Annotated in this window: 17 protein-coding genes, 2 tRNA genes, 1 other RNA gene and 1 pseudogene; 9 read left to right on the top strand and 12 right to left on the bottom strand. The window is 70.6% G+C overall.

Going from position 1 to position 20,923, the window contains the following annotated elements:
* Positions 1-63: 63 nt before the first annotated feature.
* The 7 genes from KOI35_RS07570 to KOI35_RS07540 form a co-directional block, all read right to left on the bottom strand.
* Positions 64-675 carry a GTP-binding protein gene (locus KOI35_RS07570; RefSeq protein WP_438870591.1) on the bottom strand — a complete coding sequence of 204 codons (612 nt, stop codon included), beginning with the start codon at positions 673-675 and terminating at the stop codon, positions 64-66.
* Between the two features lie 4 nt (positions 676-679).
* Entirely contained in the window at positions 680-1,141 is a 462-nt protein-coding gene (locus KOI35_RS07565; RefSeq protein ID WP_215785294.1) for a DUF742 domain-containing protein, read from the bottom strand.
* Positions 1,138-1,602 (bottom strand): roadblock/LC7 domain-containing protein, encoded by a 465-nt coding sequence (locus KOI35_RS07560; RefSeq protein ID WP_215785293.1) that lies wholly within the window; start codon positions 1,600-1,602, stop codon positions 1,138-1,140. Before KOI35_RS07560 ends, KOI35_RS07565 begins: the two co-directional genes overlap by 4 nt.
* On the bottom strand, positions 1,599-4,541 hold the full coding sequence (locus tag KOI35_RS07555) for a sensor histidine kinase (protein WP_215785292.1): 2,943 nt from the start codon (positions 4,539-4,541) through the stop codon (positions 1,599-1,601). The genes KOI35_RS07560 and KOI35_RS07555 overlap by 4 nt, the downstream gene beginning before the upstream one ends.
* The gene (locus KOI35_RS07550; RefSeq protein WP_308120839.1) at positions 4,528-5,595 is read right to left on the bottom strand and encodes a hypothetical protein; all 1,068 of its coding nucleotides are present in this window, start codon (positions 5,593-5,595) and stop codon (positions 4,528-4,530) included. Before KOI35_RS07550 ends, KOI35_RS07555 begins: the two co-directional genes overlap by 14 nt.
* A 540-nt stretch (positions 5,596-6,135) precedes the next feature.
* Positions 6,136-7,806, bottom strand: a complete 1,671-nt coding sequence (locus tag KOI35_RS07545; RefSeq protein ID WP_215785290.1) for a DUF885 domain-containing protein — start codon at positions 7,804-7,806, stop codon at positions 6,136-6,138.
* A gap of 30 nt (positions 7,807-7,836) precedes the next feature.
* The gene (locus KOI35_RS07540) at positions 7,837-8,910 is read right to left on the bottom strand and encodes a PHP domain-containing protein (protein WP_215785289.1); all 1,074 of its coding nucleotides are present in this window, start codon (positions 8,908-8,910) and stop codon (positions 7,837-7,839) included.
* 38 nt (positions 8,911-8,948) lie between these two features.
* Between KOI35_RS07540 and mtnA the strand changes: the two genes are divergently transcribed.
* On the top strand, positions 8,949-9,911 hold the full coding sequence (gene mtnA, locus KOI35_RS07535; RefSeq protein ID WP_215785288.1) for an S-methyl-5-thioribose-1-phosphate isomerase: 963 nt from the start codon (positions 8,949-8,951) through the stop codon (positions 9,909-9,911).
* On the opposite strand, the gene KOI35_RS07530 is transcribed toward mtnA, so the two are convergent.
* The 3 genes from KOI35_RS07530 to KOI35_RS07520 form a co-directional block, all read right to left on the bottom strand.
* Complete coding sequence (locus KOI35_RS07530) at positions 9,908-10,483, bottom strand: DinB family protein (protein ID WP_215785287.1); 576 nt, start codon at positions 10,481-10,483, stop codon at positions 9,908-9,910. The genes mtnA and KOI35_RS07530 overlap by 4 nt on opposite strands.
* Positions 10,484-10,520: 37 nt before the next feature.
* On the bottom strand, positions 10,521-11,477 hold the full coding sequence (locus KOI35_RS07525; protein WP_215785286.1) for a prephenate dehydrogenase: 957 nt from the start codon (positions 11,475-11,477) through the stop codon (positions 10,521-10,523).
* A 184-nt stretch (positions 11,478-11,661) separates the two neighbouring features.
* On the bottom strand, positions 11,662-12,402 hold the full coding sequence (locus tag KOI35_RS07520) for a M23 family metallopeptidase (protein WP_246612640.1): 741 nt from the start codon (positions 12,400-12,402) through the stop codon (positions 11,662-11,664).
* Between the two features lie 87 nt (positions 12,403-12,489).
* Here KOI35_RS07520 and KOI35_RS07515 point away from each other — a divergent pair, with 87 nt between their 5' ends.
* The 4 genes from KOI35_RS07515 to KOI35_RS07500 all read left to right on the top strand — a co-directional run bounded on the left by KOI35_RS07515 (position 12,490) and on the right by KOI35_RS07500 (position 14,287).
* The gene (locus KOI35_RS07515; protein WP_246612639.1) at positions 12,490-12,864 is read left to right on the top strand and encodes a hypothetical protein; all 375 of its coding nucleotides are present in this window, start codon (positions 12,490-12,492) and stop codon (positions 12,862-12,864) included.
* Positions 12,865-12,968: 104 nt separating this feature from the next.
* Entirely contained in the window at positions 12,969-13,136 is a 168-nt protein-coding gene (locus KOI35_RS07510; protein ID WP_215785284.1) for a hypothetical protein, read from the top strand.
* 186 nt (positions 13,137-13,322) lie between these two features.
* A complete protein-coding gene (locus KOI35_RS07505; protein ID WP_215785547.1) occupies positions 13,323-13,838 on the top strand; it encodes a tRNA adenosine deaminase-associated protein in 516 nt (171 codons plus the stop codon).
* Positions 13,839-13,870: 32 nt separating this feature from the next.
* Positions 13,871-14,287: a nucleoside deaminase gene (locus tag KOI35_RS07500; RefSeq protein ID WP_215785546.1), complete on the top strand. Its 417-nt coding sequence runs from the start codon at positions 13,871-13,873 to the stop codon at positions 14,285-14,287.
* 135 nt (positions 14,288-14,422) lie between these two features.
* Here KOI35_RS07500 and deoD read toward each other — a convergent pair whose 3' ends face one another.
* Positions 14,423-15,139 carry a purine-nucleoside phosphorylase gene (gene deoD / locus KOI35_RS07495; protein WP_215785283.1) on the bottom strand — a complete coding sequence of 239 codons (717 nt, stop codon included), beginning with the start codon at positions 15,137-15,139 and terminating at the stop codon, positions 14,423-14,425.
* Positions 15,140-15,286: 147 nt separating this feature from the next.
* Between deoD and KOI35_RS07490 the strand changes: the two genes are divergently transcribed.
* Positions 15,287-15,376, top strand: a tRNA-Ser gene (locus KOI35_RS07490).
* A gap of 755 nt (positions 15,377-16,131) precedes the next feature.
* Complete coding sequence (locus KOI35_RS07485; RefSeq protein WP_215785282.1) at positions 16,132-16,473, top strand: STAS domain-containing protein; 342 nt, start codon at positions 16,132-16,134, stop codon at positions 16,471-16,473.
* Positions 16,474-16,630: 157 nt separating this feature from the next.
* On the opposite strand, the gene KOI35_RS07480 is transcribed toward KOI35_RS07485, so the two are convergent.
* Positions 16,631-16,718 (bottom strand) — tRNA-Ser (locus KOI35_RS07480).
* A 79-nt stretch (positions 16,719-16,797) separates the two neighbouring features.
* Between KOI35_RS07480 and ffs the strand changes: the two genes are divergently transcribed.
* Positions 16,798-16,894, top strand: an RNA gene (gene ffs, locus KOI35_RS07475) — signal recognition particle sRNA small type.
* 93 nt (positions 16,895-16,987) lie between these two features.
* Positions 16,988-18,619, top strand: a pseudogene (locus KOI35_RS49295) (DNA polymerase III subunit gamma and tau); the annotation flags it as partial.
* Positions 18,620-20,923 lie beyond the last annotated feature (2,304 nt).

Below are 20,923 nucleotides of genomic sequence, written 5' to 3'. Positions count from 1 at the left end.
CTCTGCCCGCTCGGAGGCCGATTTGGGAACCTCGATCTTCTCAACCCGCCCGTACACCCGCCGTCAGGGGTACGAGGACTTCTGCCGGATGGCCTTGTCGAGTGCCTGATCGAGCACGACGAGTAACGCGTCTCGCACCGATCCGCGGAAACGGGCGTCGAACGAGAGCACCGGAACGTCCTCCCGTACGGCCAGAGCCCAGCGCACTTCATCCAGGCTGTAGCTCATTTGCCCGTTGAACGTGTTGACGCCGACGACGAACGGAAGCCCGGCGCGCTCGAAGTAGTCCACGGCGGGATAACAGTCGTCGATCCGGTTGGTATCGACCACGACCAGGGCACCCAGGGCCCCCTTGATCAGGTCGTCCCACATGAAGGCGAAACGCGACTGCCCCGGCGTACCGAAGATGTAGAGCTTCAGCGTCTGGTCGATGGTGAGCACGCCGAAGTCCATCGCGATGGTCGTCGTCGTCTTGGCGGTGGCCTGCCCCGGGTCGTCGATGCCGACCGAGGCGGAGGTCATCTCGGCCTCGGTCGTCAGCGGTGAGATCTCCGAGATGGCGCCCACGGTGGTGGTCTTTCCCACCCCGAAGCCGCCGGCCACGATGATCTTTACCGGGACCGGTGCCTTTTTCGGCCGGGCGCCGCCGCTACCCACCGCGGCGGTGCCGACGATGCGGTCAGGTGATTGCTCGTAGTCCACGGATCACTCGCATGATGGTCTCAGGGTCGGGGGTCTCGTTGTCCAGCACGTGGACGTCCAGTTGGCCGGCGGCCCGCAGGTCGCCGACGAGGATGCGCGTGACGCCGAGATGCAGGCGCAGCCGGGCGGAGATCTCCGCCACGGAGACGGGCTCGAAACAGAGGCCGACGATCGCGCGCATCTCGGGTGAGAGACGCACCGGGCCGGCGGTGGGGTTGACGGTCACCTGGGTCTCCATCCCGATGTCGGGATCGGTGCCGTCAGTACGCCCGGACGTGATGACGAACGGGCGCAGGGCAGCGGACTGCTCGACGACCGGCGGTTCCTCCTCGCGGGGCGCGGGGCGGTAACCGCCGGCCGAGAGCGGGCCGGACTGCAGGAAGGGGCGGACACTCGGCCGAGCCGGGTGTGCCGGGTCGTCGGGGTCCGGATAGGTCATTGCTGAACGGCGTTCTTCAACTCGGCGATCAGGCGCGGGCTGAGAGCGCCACCGGCCCGGGTGGCGAAGAGCGTCATCTCGTACGCGAGCGTGCCCAGGTTGGCCGAGCGGTCCGCGATGACGCCCAGCACCGATCCGGCGCTGATCGCCGTGACCAGCAGATAGCCGTCGGCCATGTCGATGATGACGCGGTTCAGCGAGCCCAGTCGGTACCAGCTCGCGGCGCCGCCGGCCAGGCTGGTGAGGCCCGAGACGACCGCGGCCAGGCGCTCCGCGTTCGGCCGGTCCTTGATCGCCGACATCGCCATCAGCAGGCCGTCGGAGGACACCGCGATGGCCTCGATCACCCCGGCCGTACCGGAGGTGAAGGAGTCCAGCAGCCAGTTGAAGGTCTTGGCCTCGGCGCTCAGCTGGGACTGGGCGTAGCCGTGACCGGTGTCGGTGCTGTAGGGGGAAGTCATCGCGGTTGTCCCTCGGGTTGTGGCTGAGTTTCGTTCAGTGCGAGTGCGACTCCGTACTCGAACTGTTCCATCAGGGCTCGGGCTTCCTCCGGGTCGAGCGGAAGACTCGGCGAGGCCGGCGGCGGATAGTTGGGCTCGTCGCGCGGCAGGGTGGCCCCCGGCACCCGGCGAGCCAGCGGAGCGTGTCCGGCCGACGGCGGCGAGGACATGTGCGTCTCGGCGACGTCCCACTGGGCGCGGCTGACCCCGGCCTCGAAGTCGTCGAACGCGGCCCGGGCGGCCATCGCGTCGTCCTGCGACGGCGTGCGGCTCGGCAGCGGGGTGCCGCCCTCGACGGGCAACTGGCTGCCCGGCACCCGGCGGCGCAGCGGGACGGTGGCGTCCGAGCTCGGATGCGGCTCCGCGAATCCCTGCTCCTGCGGCTCCGGATAGAGCGGCCGCTGCTGGGGGTAGGGCTGCTGCGGTTCGGGCTGCGCAGGAGTCGGCGCCTGGTAGGCCTGCGGCGCGTACCGGTAGTCCTCCTCGGGCGTGCGCTGCCGCGGGATGGCGGGCATCGCGGGCGGAGGCTCGACGGCCGGCTGCGCCCATCCGGTCGGCGGAGCCGGCACGGGCGGGGCGGCGGGCTGCGTCCAGGTGGCCTGCGGCGGCTCCGGCTGCTGGTGCCACGCGCTCGGACCGGCGGCCGGCAGCTCCGGCATCGCGGCCGGCACACGACCGGCGACCGGCGCGTTCAGGTCGTAGTCGCCGGTGACGACCGGCTGCTGGTAGGCGACCGGCTGCTGATAGGCGGGCCCGGGCGAATAGACCGGCTCGGCGTCGTAGACGGGCTGTCCCGCGTACGCGTCGGGCCGTCCCTCGATCGCCGGAGCTGTAGCCCGTACGGGAGCAAAGGCGTTCCACGACTGTCCGGTCTCGAGGGTCCGGGTGGCGCGGTGGAGCACGTTGGCGTCGAACGGCTGCTGGCTGCCGGGCACCGAGGCGCGCGCCGCGGAAGCGCCCATGACCTGGGCGAACTCGGACGTGTGATAGCCCGGCTGCGGGGCGTTGACCGACGGGAACGGCGGCACCTCGGGCACCGGGGTGTTCACGATCCGCGCGATCAGGTGGGACGGGTTCAGGTCGACCCACGCGGTGATGCCGCCGCCGGGCGTCTCGGTCAGGGTGACCTCGACGCCGTGCCGGCGGGCGAGCCGGCCGACCACGAACAGGCCGAGCACCTCACTGGGGGCGAGGTCGAGGCGTTCGCGACGGGTCAGCCGGGCGTTCTCCTCGACCAGACGCTCGGGCGGCATGCCCAGGCCCTGGTCGATGATCGCCAGGCGGGCGCCTCCGCGCAGCTCGTTCGCGCTGACCACGACCCGCGTGTGCGGCGGCGAGAACGCGGTGGCGTTCTCCATCAGCTCGGCCAGCAGCAGGGTCAGGTCGGCCAGGACGGCCGGCACGACCACGATCTCTTCCGGCACGTCGACGTCGACGCGGGTGTAGTCCTCGATCTCACCGAGGGCGAGGCGGACCACGTCCTGCAGCGGCAGCGGGGCCATGTGCTCGTTGGCGCCGGCCCCACCGGAGAGCACGACGAGGCTGGACGCGTTCCGGCGCAGACGGCTGGACATGTGGTCGAGCCGGTAGAGCTCGCCCAGGCGCTCGCTGTCGGTCTCGCGGCGTTCCAGGTTGTCGATCAGGGCCAGCTGGCGGCCGACCAGGTTCTGCGTACGGCGTCCGACGTGCGCGAACATCTGGGCGGTGTTGCGCCGGCCGAGCACCTGACGTTCCACCAGCCGGACGGCGGTGGTCTGCACCCGGTCGAAGGCGCGGGCCAGGTCGCCGATCTCGTCCTGGGCCTCGACGTCGACCGGGTCGAGTCGAATCGGGCGGACCGACTCGACGTCGTCGTCGGCGACACGTTCGAGCTCGGCCTCGGCGGCTCGGGCGATGCGGTCGGCCGAGGTGGTGAGGCGGCGCAGCGGCCGGGCCACCGCGCGGGCCATGAACAGGCTGAGCGCGATAACGATGAGCAGCAGCAGGAACGAGCCGCCACCGATCAGGAAGGCGTCCCGGATGGCGGTGTCGCGGTTGTTGGTGACAATCGCGTCCACGTCCGCGCCGACGCGTTTCTCGACGAAGCCGCCGAGGACGAGCACGGACTGCAACGACGGGAACAGCGTCTGGATCCGCAGGCGCGAGATGGCGGTGTTCGGGTCGGTCGCCGCCTCCTGCAGGAACTGAGCGCCGACGCGACCTGAGAACGCCTCCTGCGCACCGAGGTAGAGCCGGTACTGGCTCGGGGTGAAGAAGGTCTCGGCGTTCGCGATGACCTGTTGGAGCTGGATCAGTGCCTGCGTGAACAGACCGATCAGGCCCGCGTTCTTGGTGATCACGGCCGCGGTGAGGTGACCCGAGGCCTGGCTGATCAGGTCGTCACTGCGCAGGGCCTGCTCGAGGGCGAACATCTGCCGGCCGACGCCGGTCTGCAGGTCGGCGTTGGCCGACAGGCCGAGACCGTTGATCATCGGCGTGATGACCTTGGTGAAGTCGTTGACGATGTCGGGGGGCAGGATCGACTGGTTCAGCACGTTCTGCCGGGTGATGTCCAACTTGGAGGTATTGCGCAGTGCGCGGGCCAGCTCGCGGGAGACGGCGCCGCTGCCGTCGTCCACCCGGGCCACCGCGTCGCGCGCGGCCGCACTCTGCACCACCAGCGCGTTCTGGGTGACCAACTGGAACAGGTAGCCCACCGAGAGCAGGCGCTCCTCCTGGAGCTCCTGCACGGCGGTACCGAGACGACCGGCCAGGGCCACCCGGTCCGAGACGTTCTGGGCGTCGGTGGCGGCCTGGATGCGGTTGACGATGATCGGCACGCTCAGCGCCACGACGCCGAGCAGTGGCACGAGCACCAGCAGGGCGAGTTTGCCCAGGATGCGGAACTTACCGAACAGCACCGGACCGCTCCCGCCGTGTCGGGTCGAGGTCGCCGTAGCCCGGCGCCTGGTCGTACGGACTGGGTGCGCCGTATCCGCCCGGACCGCCGATCGGCCGGTTCAGCGCGACGTCGCGAGTGGACTCGCCGATCGGCCGGTCGGCCGGGGCCGGGGTGGACTCGGGGTCGCGGCGCCGGCTCAGGGCCGGCCAGAGCACGGCCCCGGTCACCAGCAGCAGCGCGAGCCCGGCCATCACGATGCTCTCGATGCGGCGGTAGTCGAGCGAGTCGAGCCGCTCGTCGAGCATCCGGTCCATCTCGCCCAGGGTGATGCCCGCGAGGTTGCCGAGCGCGGCCTGGAGCGTGGACTGCGCGGTCGTGATGGTGGCGATGGCGGGTGCTCCGCCGATCGGGTCGGCGCCGCGGTTCATGTCCTCGATCCGGCGCCGGAACGCGTCGAGCGAGCTGACCAGGCTGCCGCTGAGCGTCTGGCTCTTGGTGTTGTCCACCGCGGCCTGCAGGTTCTCAGTCAGCTGCTTCACCAGGTCCTGCACGGTGAGGTATTCGTGGAAGAGCTGGGCCTGCACCGGGGCCCGGCTCGCGGCGGGCAGGCTCTGCACCAGGGTGGCGTAGTCGCCCATCCGGTTCACCCGCACCACCGTCGTCGGCATGTCGACCGCCGCCGCCTGCTGCAGGTTCGAGATGTCGCTGTCGGGGTCGCGGTTGAGCTCGGAGTTGCGCCGCACGGCGTTGTACAGGCCCAGCGTCAGGTCGGTGACCACGATGTGGGCGTTCAGGATGTTGGCCGCGCCGGTGGTCTTCGGCAGCTTGCTGATCTTGTCCTTGAGGTCAGCCCAGCGCTCCTTGGTCCGCAGCGCGGTGCCGAACTTGGCGTCCACGGTGCTGACGCCGGTGACCGCGGCGGCCAGCGACGGCGGCGGCTCGGTGACTCCCTGGACGGCCGTCGACTGGGACTCGGCGAGCGCGCTGACCAGCGGGGAGAGGGCGGTGAGGAACTCCACGCCGTCCTTCTCCAGCTGCGTACGGTCACGCTGGTCGGCGTTGTCGGTCCACACCCGACCGAAAAGTACCCCGGTCGGTACAAGCACCAAAACCGTCAAAATCACCGCGATTGCGGAGCCTAAACGAGTTCGCCGGCTGTTCATTACTTCCGTCCTCCGCCATGCACGCGCGATGAGCCGCTATTTCGGCTACGTTCCGTAGCCGTCAGGTCGCACGGATCCGGGCCAATCTATCCGAGAAACCCTCAAGAAACTCCTTTCCAAGGGTCACATCTCTCTCGGCTGATCGGGGGATACAGAGTGCTGTTGTCGTCGTTGTAACAAGCGACCGGCTGGTGAAAGCCCTAGTCCACCCGGTTCCGGATCGCGGGAAAGCTACCGCGGCGATGTTAACGGCAGAGTGGCCGGACGAGAAGTCACAAGATTCATAATCGGTGACCGTTACGACCGATATCGATTCCACAATCGGTAGCGACACGATTGCTCTGTGCAAGAAGTGACTTTGAGTAGCGGAGTCCTCACGCCATTCCTGGCCAATCGGTGGATCTGTTCCGGGCTTTCCCCGGCACAAACCGAGGAAAAGCCCGAAACGGGTCAAATCCGGGCGAGAGCCTTCCGAAGCGGATCAAGGCCCAGCGAACCGAGATTCAACGCGTCACGGTGGAAGGTCTTCAGATCGAAATCGGCGCCCTTGCGGAGGCGGGACTCCTCGCGGGCCTGGAGCCAGATCCGCTCGCCGATCTTGTAGGACGGCGCCTGACCCGGCCACCCCAGGTAACGCTTCCACTCGAAGCGCAGCGTCTTCTCCTCCATGCGCGTGTGCGCCCGCAGGAACTCCCAGCCCAGCTCGGGCGTCCAGCGCTCGCCCGGGTGGAAGCCGAACGGGTTGTCGCGCGGGATCTCCAGTTCGAGGTGCATGCCGATGTCGACGATGACCCGGGTCGCCCGCAGCGCCTGGCCGTCGAGCATGCCGAGCCGGTCGCCGGGGTCGGACAGGTAGCCCAGCTCGTCCATCAGGCGCTCGGCGTAGAGCGCCCAGCCCTCGCCGTGGCCCGAGCACCAGCAGAGCAGACGTTGCCAGCGGTTGAGTGTGTCGGCCCGCAGCAGGGTCTGGCTCACCTGCAGGTGATGACCGGGCACGCCCTCGTGATAGACCGTGGTGACCTCGCGCCAGGTGGAGAACTCGGTGACGCCCTCGGGCACCGCCCACCACATGCGGCCGGGGCGCCTGAAGTCCTCACTCGGGCCGGTGTAGTAGATGCCGCCGTCGCTGGTCGGGGTCAGGCAGCACTCGATCTTGCGGGCCGGTGGCTCGATATCGAAGTGCGTGCCGTTCAGCTCGGAGATCGCCTTGTCGGCGAGCTCCTGCATCCAGTCGCGGAACGCCTCCTTACCCGGAATGTTGCGGGCCGGGTCGGCGTCGAGCGCGGCCACCGCCTCGTCGATCGAGGCGCCCGAGCCGACGATCAGGGCCGACGTCGCGCGCATCTCCTCCTCGAGCCGGAACAGCTCGGCGAAGCCCCACTCGTACGTCTCCTGCAGATCGACCTTGGCGCCCAGGAAGTACTGCGAGGACAGCTCGTAGCGCTCGAGGCCGGCCGCCTCCTTCTCGCGGCCCCGGGGCGCCAGGTCGCGGCGCAGGAACTCGGCGAAGTCGGCCGTGGCCGCGGTGGCCGCCTCGGCGCCGCGGGTCAGTTCCGCCGCGAGCGCCCCAGTGGCGTCGAGCCGGCCGGCCAGCCCGCGGTAGAAGTCGTCGCGGTCGGGGTCGGTCCACGCGTCGCACTGCTCGGCCACGGCCAGCAGCTGCGCGCGGGCGCTGACCCGGCCCCGGCCGGCCTCCTCGAGCAGGGTGCGGCGGTATTGGTCGAGAGCCCGCGGCAGGTCGTTGAGCCGGGTCGCGATGTTGGCGACCGCCTCCTCGCCCTCGGTCGGCATCACGTCGAAGACGCCGCGCAGCGCGTGCAGCCCGCTGCTGATGACGCTGATCTCGCTCTTGGTGAAGCCGGCCTCGTCGCGGGCCAGCTCGAGACCGACGCGCTCGATCATCGCGTCTTTGGCGACGGCCTCGGACTCGTGTTCCGGTTCGATCACATCGAGATCGTTGAGCGTGCGCCGGGCCAGCTCGGTCTGCGCGGCGAAGCCGTCGGGGGAGAAGTCGTCGGTCTTGGAGTCGTGCCCCGAGATGCCGACGTAGGTGGCGCCGAGGGGGCTGAGTTCCGCCCACTCCTCGACATAACGGTCAGCGAGGTCATCAATTCGTCCCACGGGCCGACCCTACGTTCTCGCCCGCGCCCGTCACGCCTCTTTTCCGGCGTGGTCCGCCGTCCACTCGAGCAGGCGATCCATCGACCAGGTGTTGACCACCCGATCGATCGGCACGTTGCACATCGCGGCCCGCTCACAGCCGAACCCGAGCCAGTCGAGCTGCCCGGGCGCGTGGGCGTCGGTGTCGACGCTGAACAGGCAGCCCGCCTCGACCGCCACGGTCAGCATCCGCTTGGGCGGGTCGAGCCGGTCCGGCCGCGAGTTGATCTCGATGGCCTTGCCGTGCTCGACCACGGCCGCGATCACCTTGTCGAGGTCGAACGTGCTCGGCGGCCGGGTGCGGCCGGCCCGGTGCCCGCGGTCGCCCTCGCCCGGGGCGGCCACCTTGCGACCGGTCATGTGCCCCAGGACGTCGAGGTGCGGGTTGGCGATCGCGTTGACCATCCGCTTGGTCATCCGCGGCGACTCGTCACGCAGCTTGCTGTGCACCGAACCGACCACCACGTCGAGCCGTTCCAGCAGCGCGTCCTCCTGGTCGAGGGAGCCGTCGTCGAGGATGTCGACCTCGATGCCGGTGAGGATGCGGAAGCCGTCCGGCAGCTGGTCGTTGAGCCGGGCCACGTAGTCGAGCTGCTTGCGCAGCCGGGCCGCGGTCAGGCCGCGGGCCACGGTGAGCCGTGGCGAGTGGTCGGTGAGCACCAGATATTCGTGACCCAGCTCGACGGCGGCCAGCGCCATCTCCTCGATCGGCGAGCCCCCGTCCGACCAGTCCGAGTGGCAGTGCAGGTCGCCGCGCAGGGCGTCGCGCAGCTTGCCCGCCGCGCCGGGCAGGTCGAGGCCCTCGGTCGAGCCCAGCCGGCGCAGGTAGACCGGCTCCTCACCGGCCAGCGACTCGGCGATGCACCGGGCGGTGACGGTGCCGACGCCGCTGATCTCGCCCAGCGTGCCCTCGGCGGCCCGCGCGGTCAGCTCTTCGTCGGAGATCTCGGCGATCTTGGTGGCGGCCGAGCGGAACGCGCGCACCCGATAGGTCGCCTCGTTCGCGCGCTCCAGCAGAAAGGCGATGCGCCGCAGGTCGGCGACCGGATCACGAGGGGAAGCCATGCGGTAAGCCTAGGGTGCGTCTGGCTAGCATCGCGGGCATGCGGACGATCGACTGGGTGGACGGCGCTGTCGAGATCATCGATCAGACGGTGCTGCCCGGGGAGGTGAAGATCCTCCGCCTGCGCACGGTGCCGGAACTCGTCGCGGCGATCCAGTCCCTGGCCGTACGCGGGGCGCCCGCTCTCGGGGTGGCCGGCGCGTTCGGGGTGGCCCTGGCCGCCCGGGTGCACGCCGACGACCCCGTGGCCCGGGACGAGGCCGTGCAGCGGGTCGAGAACGCCCGGCCGACGGCGGTGAACCTGGCCCGGGGCGCTCGGCGCGCGGCCGGACTGCTGGCTCAGGGGGCTGCGGCTGTTCTGGAGGAGGCTTTCCGCGTACGGGATGAGGAGATCGCTGCCTCCGAGGCGATGGCCGTGCGTGGTGCCGATCTGATGGTTGAGCTCTGCGGCGCGCGGCCCCGGCTGCTCACCCACTGCAACACGGGTGGACTGGCGGCGGTGACCGTCGGGACCGCCCTCGGCGTCGTGCACGAGCTGCACCAGCGCGGACAGCTGGCCGGGGTGGTGGCCAGCGAGACCCGGCCGCTGCTGCAGGGCGCCCGGCTCACCTCGTGGGAGCTGACCCGGTGGGGCATCGAGCACCGCGTCGCGGTCGACTCGGCCGGCCCGTTCCTGATGGCCCGGGGCGAGGTCGACGCGGTGATCCTGGGTGCCGACCGGATCTGTGCCAACGGCGACGTGATCAACAAGATCGGCACCTACTCGCACGCGCTCGGTGCCCGGCGGGCCGGACTGCCGTTCGTGGTGGTCGCGCCCGAGTCCACGGTCGACCTCGAGACCGCCTCGGGTGACGACGTCACGATCGAGGACCGCGGCTCGGCCGAGGTCACGCCGTGGGCGCCGGCGGCCAACCCGGCGTTCGACGTGACCCCGCACGACCTGGTGACCGCGATCGTGACCGACCACCGGGTGATCCGCCACGACCGCGGCGATCGCGTCTAGCCCTGTGCGGGCGTCCAAGGCTTGAGCCAGTCGGTCTCGGGCCAGCCCTCGGCCGCGGCCATCAGCGCGTAGCCCGTGCCGCCGTCGACCGTCTCCCGGATGATGTCGGCGTGGCCGGTGTGCCGGGCCGTCTCCTGGATCAGGTGCAGCAGCACCCACCGCAGCGTCCAGTGGGTCATGTCCTTGCTGTTCCACGGCACCGAGTGGTCGATCGGGATCCGGTGGCCGAGGTCGTCCAGCTCGGTCACCGTCTTCTCGGTCTGCTCGGCGACGCGGTCGTAGCGGGCGAACACGTCGTCGATGCTCTCGCCCTCGGCCAGCCGGAAGTTCTCGGCGTAGGCCTGGTAGTCGAGTTCCTGCTTCTCGCCCCGGACCTGGCTCATCCAGCCCGCCTCGGTCGACGCGCAATGCTTGATCAGCCCGCCGACGCTGAGCTCGCTGGCCGACGGGGTGGCCCGCAGCTGCTCGTCGGTGAGGCCGTACGCCGTCAGCCGCAGCACGTAGCGCATCTGGGCGAGGTAGGCGAGCAGGCCCTGCTGCTCATTGTCGATGGAACCGACCTGACCGGGCATCGTGGACTCCTTCGCGGTTTCGCTGTCACCCACCACGCTAGGGCCGATTGCGGCCACTTTCCGGCCGGATTGTCGACACCTTCGAGCGATCCTCGGCGACCGCGGTGACCCAGCCTCCCGCCCGGCCCAGTTCGAGCAGCGCGATCGCGTCGGCCGGCTGGTCCCCCGACGGCCCGGGCGCCGGGGGCCAGGCCCGTCGCAGCTCACCGGCCGGGCGCAGGGCCGGGACCAGCGCGGCGACCGGATCGGGCTCGTCCAGCCGGGCCCGCATCTCGTGCAGCTCGGCCAGCAGCCGGTCGAGCGTGGCGCCGACCGCGGCCGCATTGCCGCCGCACATGGCCGCGATCAGCTCGGCCCGGGTGGCCGCGACCCGGGTGCCGTCGCGGAACGAGCCCGCAGCCAGGGCGGCGGCGGGCGGGTTGTCGCGCAGCTGCCCGGCCAGGGCCGCCGCGAACAGATGCGGTACGTGGCTCACCTGGGCCACCGCCCGGTCGTGCTCGAGCGAGTCGAGCGGTACGACCCGCGCCCCGAGCCGGGTGATCAGGCCGGCCAGCACGAGCCAGTCGTCGAGACCCGTCTCCGCCTCCAGGGTCAGCACCCAGGCACACCCGTCGAACAGGCCCGCCTCGGTCGCCGCGAACCCCGAGCTCTCCTTGCCCGCCATCGGATGCCCGCCGACGAACCGCCGGACGCCGTGCTTCGCGGCCAGGTCGCGGACCGGGCCCTTGACCGACGTCACGTCGGTGACCAGCCCCGGGTAGCCGGTCAGCTGATCGAGCACCGACGGCAGCGCGGGCAGCGGCACGGCCAGCACGGCGAGCTCGGTGCCGGCGATGGCGGTGGCCACGTCGTCCGCGACCTCGAAGCCCGCCTCGGCGGCCAGCGGGCGGGTGGCCGGATCGGCGTCATAGCCGACCACTCGATGCCCACCCGCGACGAGCGCCCGCAGCAACGATCCACCGATGAGTCCGAGCCCCACGACCGCGATGTTCACGCCGGAACTCTCCCACACGGCCCATCATGATCAGCCGTTTGGCCAGGGGCTTTTGTCCGTTTCGAACAGATGGAGATGGGTGTGCCGGCGATTACCGTGAGTGGGCGACAACAACTGGACTTTTCTCCCGGCAGGCAGGGGGCCGCACCCATCGGGCGAGGGTGCGGCCCCTTGCGCTATGCCCTCAGGCCTTGCAGTTGCTCGACTTCTTCCAGGCCACGACGGCCGCCACCGGGCTCTTGCTGCCGCCCTTGCGCCACGACGCCAGATAGGAATAGGGCCAGACCACGCCGCGGCGGACCTTCCAGTCGCCGACCTTGGCGCACGGCGCCGAGATGCCGTAGTGCAGGTGGCAGACGCCGTTCGCGTTACCGGTCTTGCCGACCTTGCCCAGCAACTGGCCGGCGGTGACCCGGACACCCTTCTTGATGCCGGTCTGCACCTTGCTCAGATGCGAGCCGTAGTAGCGCACGCCGTCGTCGCCGAGCAGCGAGACCGAAAGGCCACCGTTGTTGGGGCCGTCGGGCGAACCCTTGACGTAGACGTCTTTGAGGCTGATCTCGAGGATCACGCCGCTGGTCGTCGCCACCACCGACTCGCCGCAGTCGGCGAAGATGTCGGTCGCCTTGTACTTCGAGTGCGTGGTGTGCCAGTCGACGTTCGACGCCTTGACCGGGAAGACGTACTTCACCTTTTTCGCCGTCGTGATCGTCGCCGAGCCGGTGGCGGACGCCGACGCCGACGGGCTGACGCTCGCGGACGCGCTCGGTGACGTGGCCGCGGGCTGGCTCGGCGCGGTGGCACTCGGCGCGGGCGCCGCCTCCGACGTCGCCGAGGGCTCGACGAACTGCGGGGTCGCGCCGACCGACACATCGCCGCCGGTGGGGCTGCCACAACCGGCCAGGCAGACGGCCAATACGGTCAAACCGGAGAGGGTACGGAGCAATCGCACCGAGCCATGGTGGCAGAAGTCGGCCGTTCCCGCCGACCCGCGCTGGATAGGCTGGCACGTATGACGACCGACTGGCAGGCGAAGCCGCCTCGAGGTGAGATGCCGATGCGGCCGCCGTCGGGGCTGTTCCCCGGTCCGTCCCGGCCGACCTATCGCGAACCGCACCCGATCACCGTCGTCCCCCTGCTGGCCGGCCTCGGCGCCGGCGTCGCGTGGATGGCGCTGTTCGGCGCGCTCGCCCGTGACCTGGCCGGATATGCCTGGTGGACGATCGCCGCGGCGGTCAGCGCCTGGGCCGTCGCGCTCGTCCTGACGTTCATCGGCGATCGCGGCACCGCGGCCGGCGTGGCCCTCTCGAGCGGCCTCGGCCTATCGATCGCCATGGGCTTCGTCGGTGCGAGGTGGATCACCACGCAGAACTGGCCGCTGTGGTGATTGTCCGATCTTGACCGCTCTTGTCGGCGACCAGATGTGCCGTCTCCGTAGCGGTGCGCACACGGCCTTGACTTAAGGTCCAGCAAAGGTTCAACCTCGGGTCCATGCCCCCCTCACCGGATCGGCTCGATCCCGATCGCCGTCGGCGTCGGCTCGAGTTGCTGGCCGCGCTCGCGAGTGCGAAGTCGGCGCGGGAGAACACACAGCCGCAGCGGCTGCGTAAGGCACGACTGCGCGAGCTCATCGCGATGCGCCGCCGCCTGGTGAACTGATTTCCCCGGCCGGCGCGGCCTGCTTCCCCGGCCGGCGCGGCCTGCTTCCTCGGCCGGCCCCGCCGGTTTCCTCGGCCGGGGTCGCCTGCTGACTGACTTCGTCGGCCGGGCAAGGCGTGGCGCGCGGCGCTCGCCGTTCCGGGCGCTACCGTCACTCGCGAAGACAATCGTCGCGTGGGGGGAAAGTTGTCGACATTCGCGGCCGCCGTGGGCCGGGGCAAGAACGGGTGGACGGCGTCCGAGCTCGACCTGAGCGGACTGGCCGACATCGACGAGGTGGTCGACGCGATGCGCGACGTGGAGGCGGACGCCGACGTCACGCTGCTCTTCGTCGAGAGCGACGACCAATATCTGGCGATCCTGCGGCTGGACGAGAACGAGGATCTGCGGATCTTCGGCTCGGACTCGGCCTTCGCCGACGAGTCGCGGATCGGTTCGGTGCTGCTCGGCGAGATCGAGGCGCCCGCGCTGGAGATCGACGAGCTGACCGCCGAGGGCGACGACGACGAGGACGACAAGCCGTCGGCCGACCCCGACGCCGATCCGGTCGGTGACGCCGACCTGCTCAACGACCTCGGGATCAACGCGCACCGGCTGCTCGCGCTGTGCGGGCTCGAAGGCATGATGCCGGCCGACGTGACCGCCGAGATCAGCCAGCGCATCGGCTGCGGCGACGAGATGGAAGAGCTGCGCGACGCGTGAGCCTGGCCGTCTCGCCGCGACACGTGGCCTGGATGCGGCGGGCCCTCGAGGTCGCGGCCGCCACCGGCGACGACGTGCCGGTCGGAGCGGTGGTGCTCGACCCGGACGGGCGGGAACTGGCCGCGGCGGGCAACGAACGCGAAGCGACCGGCGACCCGACCGCGCACGCCGAGATCCTGGCGCTGCGGCGGGCGGCGGCGCAGGCCGGTACGTCCCGGTTGGACGGCTGCACGCTGGTGGTCACGCTGGAGCCCTGCACGATGTGTGCCGGGGCGCTGGTGCTGGCCCGGGTGGCGGCTCTGGTCTTCGGGGCCTGGGAGCCCAAGACGGGCGCGGTGGGGTCGCTGTGGGACGTGGTGCGCGATCGGCGGCTCAACCACCGGCCTGAGGTGTATGCGGGGGTGCTCGAGGACGAGTGCGCCGCGCTGATGCGCAACTTCTTCCGCTGACCCCATTTTCCCGTACGGGCGTGGGCTGCGCACCTGCGTGCGTGGCGTGGCTTCTTTCCCGTACGGGCGTGGGCTGCGCTCCTGCGTGCGTTCGCGCGGCTCATCCCGTACGGGAAGGAACTGGGTCTTTGATCGTCAGGAGGCGCCGGCGATGGCGGTCTCGAGTCCGATCCGGACCATGTCGCCGAAGCCCTGCTCGCGCTGGGCCGAATCCATCTTGGCGCCGGTCTTGATGTGATCACTGACGGTCAGGATGGTCAGGGCCTTGGCGCCGTAGCGGGCGGCGATCGTGTAGATCGCGGCTGACTCCATCTCGACCGCGAGCACGCCGTAGTCGGCCAGCGCGTCGTAGAGATCGGGCCGGTCGGTGTAGAACGCGTCAGCGGCCAGAATCGGACCCACCCGCATCGACGTGCCCTGCCGCTCGGCCACCTCGACCGCGGTGCGCAGCAGACCGAAGTCGGCCACCGGGGCGTAGTCGATGAGGCCGTCGAAGCGGGACCGGTTCATGTTCGAATCGGTGGCCGAGCCGATCGCCGCGATCACGTCGCCCAGCTGCAGGTCGGGGGCCAGGGCACCGCACGAGCCGATCCGGATGACCGACTTCACGCCGTACTCGTTGATCAGTTCGTGGGTGTAGATCGAGGCCGACGGCATGCCCATGCCGGAACCCTGCACCGACACGGGAACGCCCTGGTAGGTGCCCGTGAAGCCGAGCATCCCGCGGACCTGGGTGTAGCACTTGGCGTCCTGCAGGAACGTCTCGGCGATCCACTTCGCCCGCATCGGGTCGCCCGGGAGCAGGACCCGCTCGGCGATGTCGCCCGGCTGTCCGCCGATGTGCACGCTCATCGGCGCGTCTCTTCTCGCTCGTTCATGCCCCGATCCTGCCAGGTCGGGCCTGCTTGTTCGGCCGTGGCGGCCGGACTTGTCCGGAGCGGCCGCGGCAATGGGCGACCCGGCGTCGAGCGCTGATCGGCGTCCGGTAACGTACTTCCCGGTGGTGTGTCCGAGCGGCCTAAGGAGCACGCCTCGAAAGCGTGTGAGGGTGCAAGCCCTCCAAGGGTTCAAATCCCTTCACCACCGCCATCAAGCCGGCGGCTCCGCGATCACGGAGCCGCCGGTTTTTTGTTGCCCGAGTGGCGGTCACTCTGCGTTGCTTTTCGCGGGTGGGCCGTACGGTCCGGGACGGGGTCGTCCGATCGGTTCTTTTCCATGATCAGGTATCGTGCACGTAACGCCGCCGTTTCGATGTCCCCTCGGCTCATTCACGAGCTGTAGCGATGACTCACGGTGACCAGATGGGGACGGCCCAAATACCTTCGGTGTCGCGCAAGTCACGCAGGCGAAAACCACCGGATCAGACAATGCCCTTTAACCGCCTGGTGAGAAACTTTCACAAGATTGCCCTACGCCGATCTCTCAGAACTGTCCTAGATTTGACTGGTGAGAGTTGAGAGTCACTGGTGGAATGGTGACGTCCGGCTTGCGCGCCGTGACGTCTACGTCCGCACCGATGGCGAGTCCTGGGAAGTGGAAGCTCAGATGGGCGGACCGCAGGGCAAGTCCAAGGTGCAAACGTGTCCAGGTCGGGCCTCGGCCATGATCCTGGCTGACGCGTGGCGCGGTCCACGCTGGCAGTGGCGCAAGCTCTAGGCGCCAGGAGCCCAGGCTGTGCCGCACGTTGACCCCATCGGCCAGCCATACTTTGCATAAGAGCCGGATCCTTTTCGGGATCCGGCTCTTATTGCGTTCCTGTTTCCGGCGGACTGTTTGTCCGGTGACAATTGTCCGCGTGGATCTAGCCTGAGCTGCCATCAACAGCGCCTCAGGAAGCGATTCGCATGCTGGCCACAGACACCGATCACCGCACCGACGTCGCCGTTCTCCACCTGCGCGGCGAACTCGACTCGGATACCGCGAGTCAGCTCCACAAGCTGCTGGCCGACCTGCTGGAACGCCCGGTCCCCCGGATCGTGGTCGACCTCACCGACCTCAAGTTCTGCGATTCGGTAGGGCTGAGCGCGTTCATCACCTGTAAGCAGGTCATCGACGCGCGCGGGGGCTGGCTCAGTTTCGCCGGCGCCAACCCGTTCCTCACCCAGTTGATGGAGACCGTCGGCCTGAGCCGATACTTCGCCATCTTTCCCGAGGTGGACGACGCGATCGCGGCGGCGCGGATCTGACCCCGGCCGGCTCCTGCTTCTGGCCGTCGGCTCCTACTTCTCGGCGTCGCCCTCTGCGCATCTCAGCGTCGCCCTCTACGACAAGAGCCGGGCCCCTCTGGGGTCCGGCTCTTTGCATGCTTCGGCTTCAGCTGCTGCTTCGGCTTTGGCTCCCGCTTGGCGGAGGATACGAGATTCGAACTCGTGAGGGTGTGAACCCAACACGCTTTCCAAGCGTGCGCCCTAGGCCTCTAGGCGAATCCTCCGTGAGCCAGGATACAGACACGTGGGTCGACGGACGCATGGGTCCCCGCCTCATCGGTCCGGGGCACCGGGTACGCTCTTGGTAGCTCCTCGTGCGGCGTGTATCTCGTGAACCTCCCCAGGGCCGGAAGGCAGCAAGGATAAGCGGGCTCTGACGGGTGCACGGGGAGCCCTTTTTTGTCTCCCTCTGCCTGCTCCCCGTCCGGGGGCCCGGGTTGGTTCTTGTCGTACCCCCGACGGACAATGGCGCGGTCGTCGAGGAGGGGCACCAGTGGCACTCGCGCTATACCGCAAGTACCGTCCGCGCACGTTCGCCGAGGTCATCGGGCAGGAACACGTCACCGAGCCGCTGTCGCAGGCGCTGCGCAGTGGCCGGATCCACCATGCCTACCTCTTCTCCGGCCCCCGCGGCTGCGGCAAGACGTCGAGCGCGCGCATCCTGGCCCGCTCGCTCAACTGCGAGCAGGGCCCCACGCCCGAGCCGTGCGGGGTCTGCACCTCGTGTCGTTCGCTGGCCAACGACGGCGCCGGCTCGATCGACGTCATCGAGATCGACGCGGCCAGCCACGGTGGTGTCGACGACGCCCGTGAGCTGCGCGAAAAGGCGTTCTTCGCGCCGGCCAACAGCCGCTACAAGATCTACGTGATCGACGAGGCCCACATGGTCTCGTCGGCCGGCTTCAACGCGCTGCTCAAGCTGGTCGAAGAGCCGCCGGAATACGTGAAGTTCATCTTCGCCACCACCGAACCGGAAAAGGTGCTCGGCACCATCCGGTCGCGCACCCACCATTACCCCTTCCGGCTGATTCCGCCCGCGGTCCTGCGGCCCTATCTGCAGCAGCTCACCGACGCCGAGGGCGTTCAGGTCGAGCCGGCCGTGCTGCCGCTGGTGGTGCGCGCCGGCGGCGGCAGCGCACGCGACACGCTGTCCGTTCTCGATCAGATGATCGCCGGCGCCGGTCCCGACGGCGTCAGCTACGCCCGGGCGGTCGCGCTGCTCGGAGTCACCGACGTCACGCTGATCGACGAGATGTGCGACGCCCTGGCGGTGGGCGACGGCGCGGCGGCCTACTCGACGATCGACCGGGTCGCCGAGGCCGGCCACGACCCGCGGCGGTTCGCGTCCGACCTGCTCGAGCGTTTCCGCGACCTGATCGTCCTGCAGCAGGTGCCCGACGCGGTGTCCAAGGGCCTCATCGACGGCCCGGCCGACCAGCTCGAGGCGATGGGCGCCCAGGCGGCCCGCCTCGGCCCGGCGATGCTGTCGCGCTGCGCCGACATCGTGCACAACGGCCTGGTCGACATGCGCGGCACGACCGCCCCGCGGCTGCTGCTCGAGCTGATCACGGCGCGCATGCTGCTGCCCGGCGCCGAAGATTCGACGGGCGCCCTGCTGCAGCGTCTCGAGCGCATGGAGCGGCGGTTCGCGCTGGGTGGCGAGCCGCTGACCTTGCCCGAGGCAGCTCCGGGGGGCGCGGCCGCTGCTCCCGCTGCTCCCGCCGTCGCGGCTGCGCCCGCCGCTCCGGCCGGCGACGGCGGCGGTCGGTCCGCTGCCAAGGCGGCCGCCATGGCTGCGGCCAAGCGGGGTGCCGCAGCTACCCGCGGTTCCACGGCGCGGGGGCAGGCGGGCGGTTCGGTCGCCCCGGCCAGCGCGGTCCCGGCCGCAGGCCCCGTTGGTGCGGCGGGCGCGGCCGCTCCGGCCGACGGCGGGTCGCCGGCTCAGGCCGACACCTCCGTGCCCACGCCCACCGCGCCGGTGAGCGCCGCTCCCACCGCACCGGTGAGTTCCCCTACTGCAGCACCGGTGTCGGCCGCTCCGGCGAGTGCCATACCTGCAGCGCCGGTGAGCTCCGCTCCCGCCGTGCCGGTGTCGGCCGCGCCGGTAAGCGTCACTCCCACGGCTCCGGTGTCAGCTGCGCCCGCAGCGGCTCAGTCGTCGGCGGCTCCGGTATCGGCCATGCCGGTCAGCGCTGCCCCCGACGCGGCCACGCCGGTAAGTGGTGTGCCCGGTGCCGCCGTCGATCCGTCCGCACCCAACTGGAATGCCGTAGCCGACGGCGGACCCATGCCGGGTGCTGATGCCGACAACTATGACGACCCGCCATGGGACGACGAGCCGGAGCCGGACGAGCCGCACTACGACGCCGCAGCCTCCGCCAGCACCGCGGCCACGGCCGGATCGGTCGCCGCGTCGGTGTCCCAGGCGCAGCCGACCGTCGCCGCCGCGGCACCTGAGCGTTCCGGCCCGTCGACACCCGAGGGCGCTGCCGTGTCCTCCGCACAGCCGGAGTCCGCAGCCGCCCGCCCGGTCTCGCCCGTCGCCGCGGCCGGGTCTTCTGCCGCCCGGCCGGTGTCGCCCGCTGCTGCGGCCGGGGCGGAGCCGGTCGGAGTCATTCCGGATGCGCCCGAGGAACCGGTGGCGGCGGCGGTCGAGGCGGCCGCGGCCGGTCCGGGGCAGTTGACGGTTCAGGCAGTCCGACAGGTCTGGCCCGAGGTACTCGCCGAGGTGAAGAAGCAGCGCGGGGCCGTGCGGGTGCACGCCATGGCCCGAGACACGAATGTGAGCGCGCTCGACGGTCACACCGTTGTGTTGACCGCCCGCTGGCCCGCCCATGCCCAGGCGATCAACCAGGGTGCCGAGCTGATCGCCAACGCGCTCTACGAGGTGCTCGGTGGCCGTTGGGAGATCCGGTGCGAGGTGGCCGGGGAGGCCGGAGCGATCGCGGCCGGCTCCGAGGGGCCGGGCCGCGACGGCGGACGCCGCCCGACAGGACGCAACCAGACCACGGCCGCGCAGCGCCCCGACGCGCCCGCGCCACGGCAGGCCCAGGCTCGCCCCGATGCAGCCGCCGCTCAGCCCGCGCCGGCCGGCCGGGCGCCACACACCCAGCGTCCCCAGCCGGAGGCGGCGTCCTCCGGCAGTGACGACGATTGGCCAGGTCACCCCGCGTCGGCCGGTCGAGCGCCGGACGCCCAGCGTTCGCAGCCGGCCGCCTCCAACGGCGATGGTCGAGCTTCGGACACTCAGCGCTCGCATTTGGAGGCGGCGTCCTCCGGCGGCGACCATCGGCCTGCGTCGGCCGAGCGAGTGCCGCACACCCCACAGCCTCAACCGGAGGTGGCGTCCTCCGGCGGCGATGACGAGTGGCCGGGTGGGCCCGCGTCGGCCGGTCGAGCGCCGGACGCCCAGCGTCCGCAGCCGGCGTCCTCGGACGGCGACGACGATTGGCCAGAACCGGCCCGGCCGGGCGGCGCCTCGGCCCGGCCATCCGCCTCAGCCGTCGAGGATGATGAGGACGACGACGGTGGCTGGCCGGAGGTCCGCGCGATCCCGACTGGTCCGTCCGATGCGGGTGCCTCGTCGACGACCGATGTAGGTGGCCGCGCCGGCATCGCAGCCTCGACTGCCGCTGCTCCCATCTCCGGCGGTGCCGCTCCGGGCGATGCTGTCTCGGCTGCTGCAGTCTCGGGCGGTGCAGTCTCGGGCGGTGCCGTTGATGGCGCTTGGGATGTCGCGCCTGACAACGCCACACCCGGTGAAGCCACCTGGGGCGGTGCCGCTTCCGGCGGAATGGGCTCAGGCGACGCGGCTGAGGGGGCCGCCGCCGGCCTCGAGCCCGGGGCGCAGATGCCGAACGGTGTTGACGACGTGAGGTCGGGACCGGGCGGGGAACAGGTCGGAACCAGTGGTACCGACAGCGCGGTCCCGGGTGGAGGGACTGTTCGTGAGTCGGCGGTCGACGTTTCGACCACTGATGGAGGCGTGGCGGGCGGGTCCGGCCTGGCGAACGGCGATGCCGCCCGGATCCCCGCCGGTGAGCAAGCGGCAAGCACGTCTGAGGCTGGTCCGGAAAGCGCTTCGGCCGTAGCCGCTTCAGGGAGTGCCGCCATGGCCGCGGCGCGGGCTGCGGCCCGTGCTGCCGGTGCGCGGGCCACGGGCCCGGGGACGACTGTGGCCGGCGGCGCGACCACGTCCAGTGCTACCGGCGGCGGGACTGCGCCTGCCCCGGCGACTGGAGGCCGCGCGGCGGCGACCGGTGGGCTCGCGGCGGCTCGGGCGGCGGCAGCCCGGGGAGCCGCGGGAACTCGGCCGGCGGCCAAACCGGCGGACGAGGCCTGGTCCGACGGCTCGCCCGCGGAGGAGGCGCCCTACGACCCCGAGTTCGACGGTCCGCCGGGAAAGCGGGGCGGCGGCGGGTTCGAGGGC

Origin of the sequence: Paractinoplanes bogorensis (assembly GCF_018829635.1) — a bacterium.
Lineage (GTDB): Bacteria > Actinomycetota > Actinomycetes > Mycobacteriales > Micromonosporaceae > Actinoplanes > Actinoplanes bogorensis.
Note: the sequence above shows the minus strand (reverse complement) of the source record. Positions and strands in the feature narration are given on the sequence as shown.

Coding starts and splice junctions, on each gene's coding strand:
- KOI35_RS07565 (WP_215785294.1), bottom strand. CDS start 1,141: ATGACCTATCCGGACCCCGACGACCCGGCACACCCGGCTCGGCCGAGT.
- KOI35_RS07560 (WP_215785293.1), bottom strand. CDS start 1,602: ATGACTTCCCCCTACAGCACCGACACCGGTCACGGCTACGCCCAGTCC.
- KOI35_RS07540 (WP_215785289.1), bottom strand. CDS start 8,910: ATGGCTTCCCCTCGTGATCCGGTCGCCGACCTGCGGCGCATCGCCTTT.
- mtnA (WP_215785288.1), top strand. CDS start 8,949: ATGCGGACGATCGACTGGGTGGACGGCGCTGTCGAGATCATCGATCAG.
- KOI35_RS07530 (WP_215785287.1), bottom strand. CDS start 10,483: ATGCCCGGTCAGGTCGGTTCCATCGACAATGAGCAGCAGGGCCTGCTC.
- KOI35_RS07515 (WP_246612639.1), top strand. CDS start 12,490: ATGACGACCGACTGGCAGGCGAAGCCGCCTCGAGGTGAGATGCCGATG.
- KOI35_RS07510 (WP_215785284.1), top strand. CDS start 12,969: ATGCCCCCCTCACCGGATCGGCTCGATCCCGATCGCCGTCGGCGTCGG.
- KOI35_RS07500 (WP_215785546.1), top strand. CDS start 13,871: ATGCGGCGGGCCCTCGAGGTCGCGGCCGCCACCGGCGACGACGTGCCG.
- deoD (WP_215785283.1), bottom strand. CDS start 15,139: ATGAGCGTGCACATCGGCGGACAGCCGGGCGACATCGCCGAGCGGGTC.
- KOI35_RS07485 (WP_215785282.1), top strand. CDS start 16,132: ATGCTGGCCACAGACACCGATCACCGCACCGACGTCGCCGTTCTCCAC.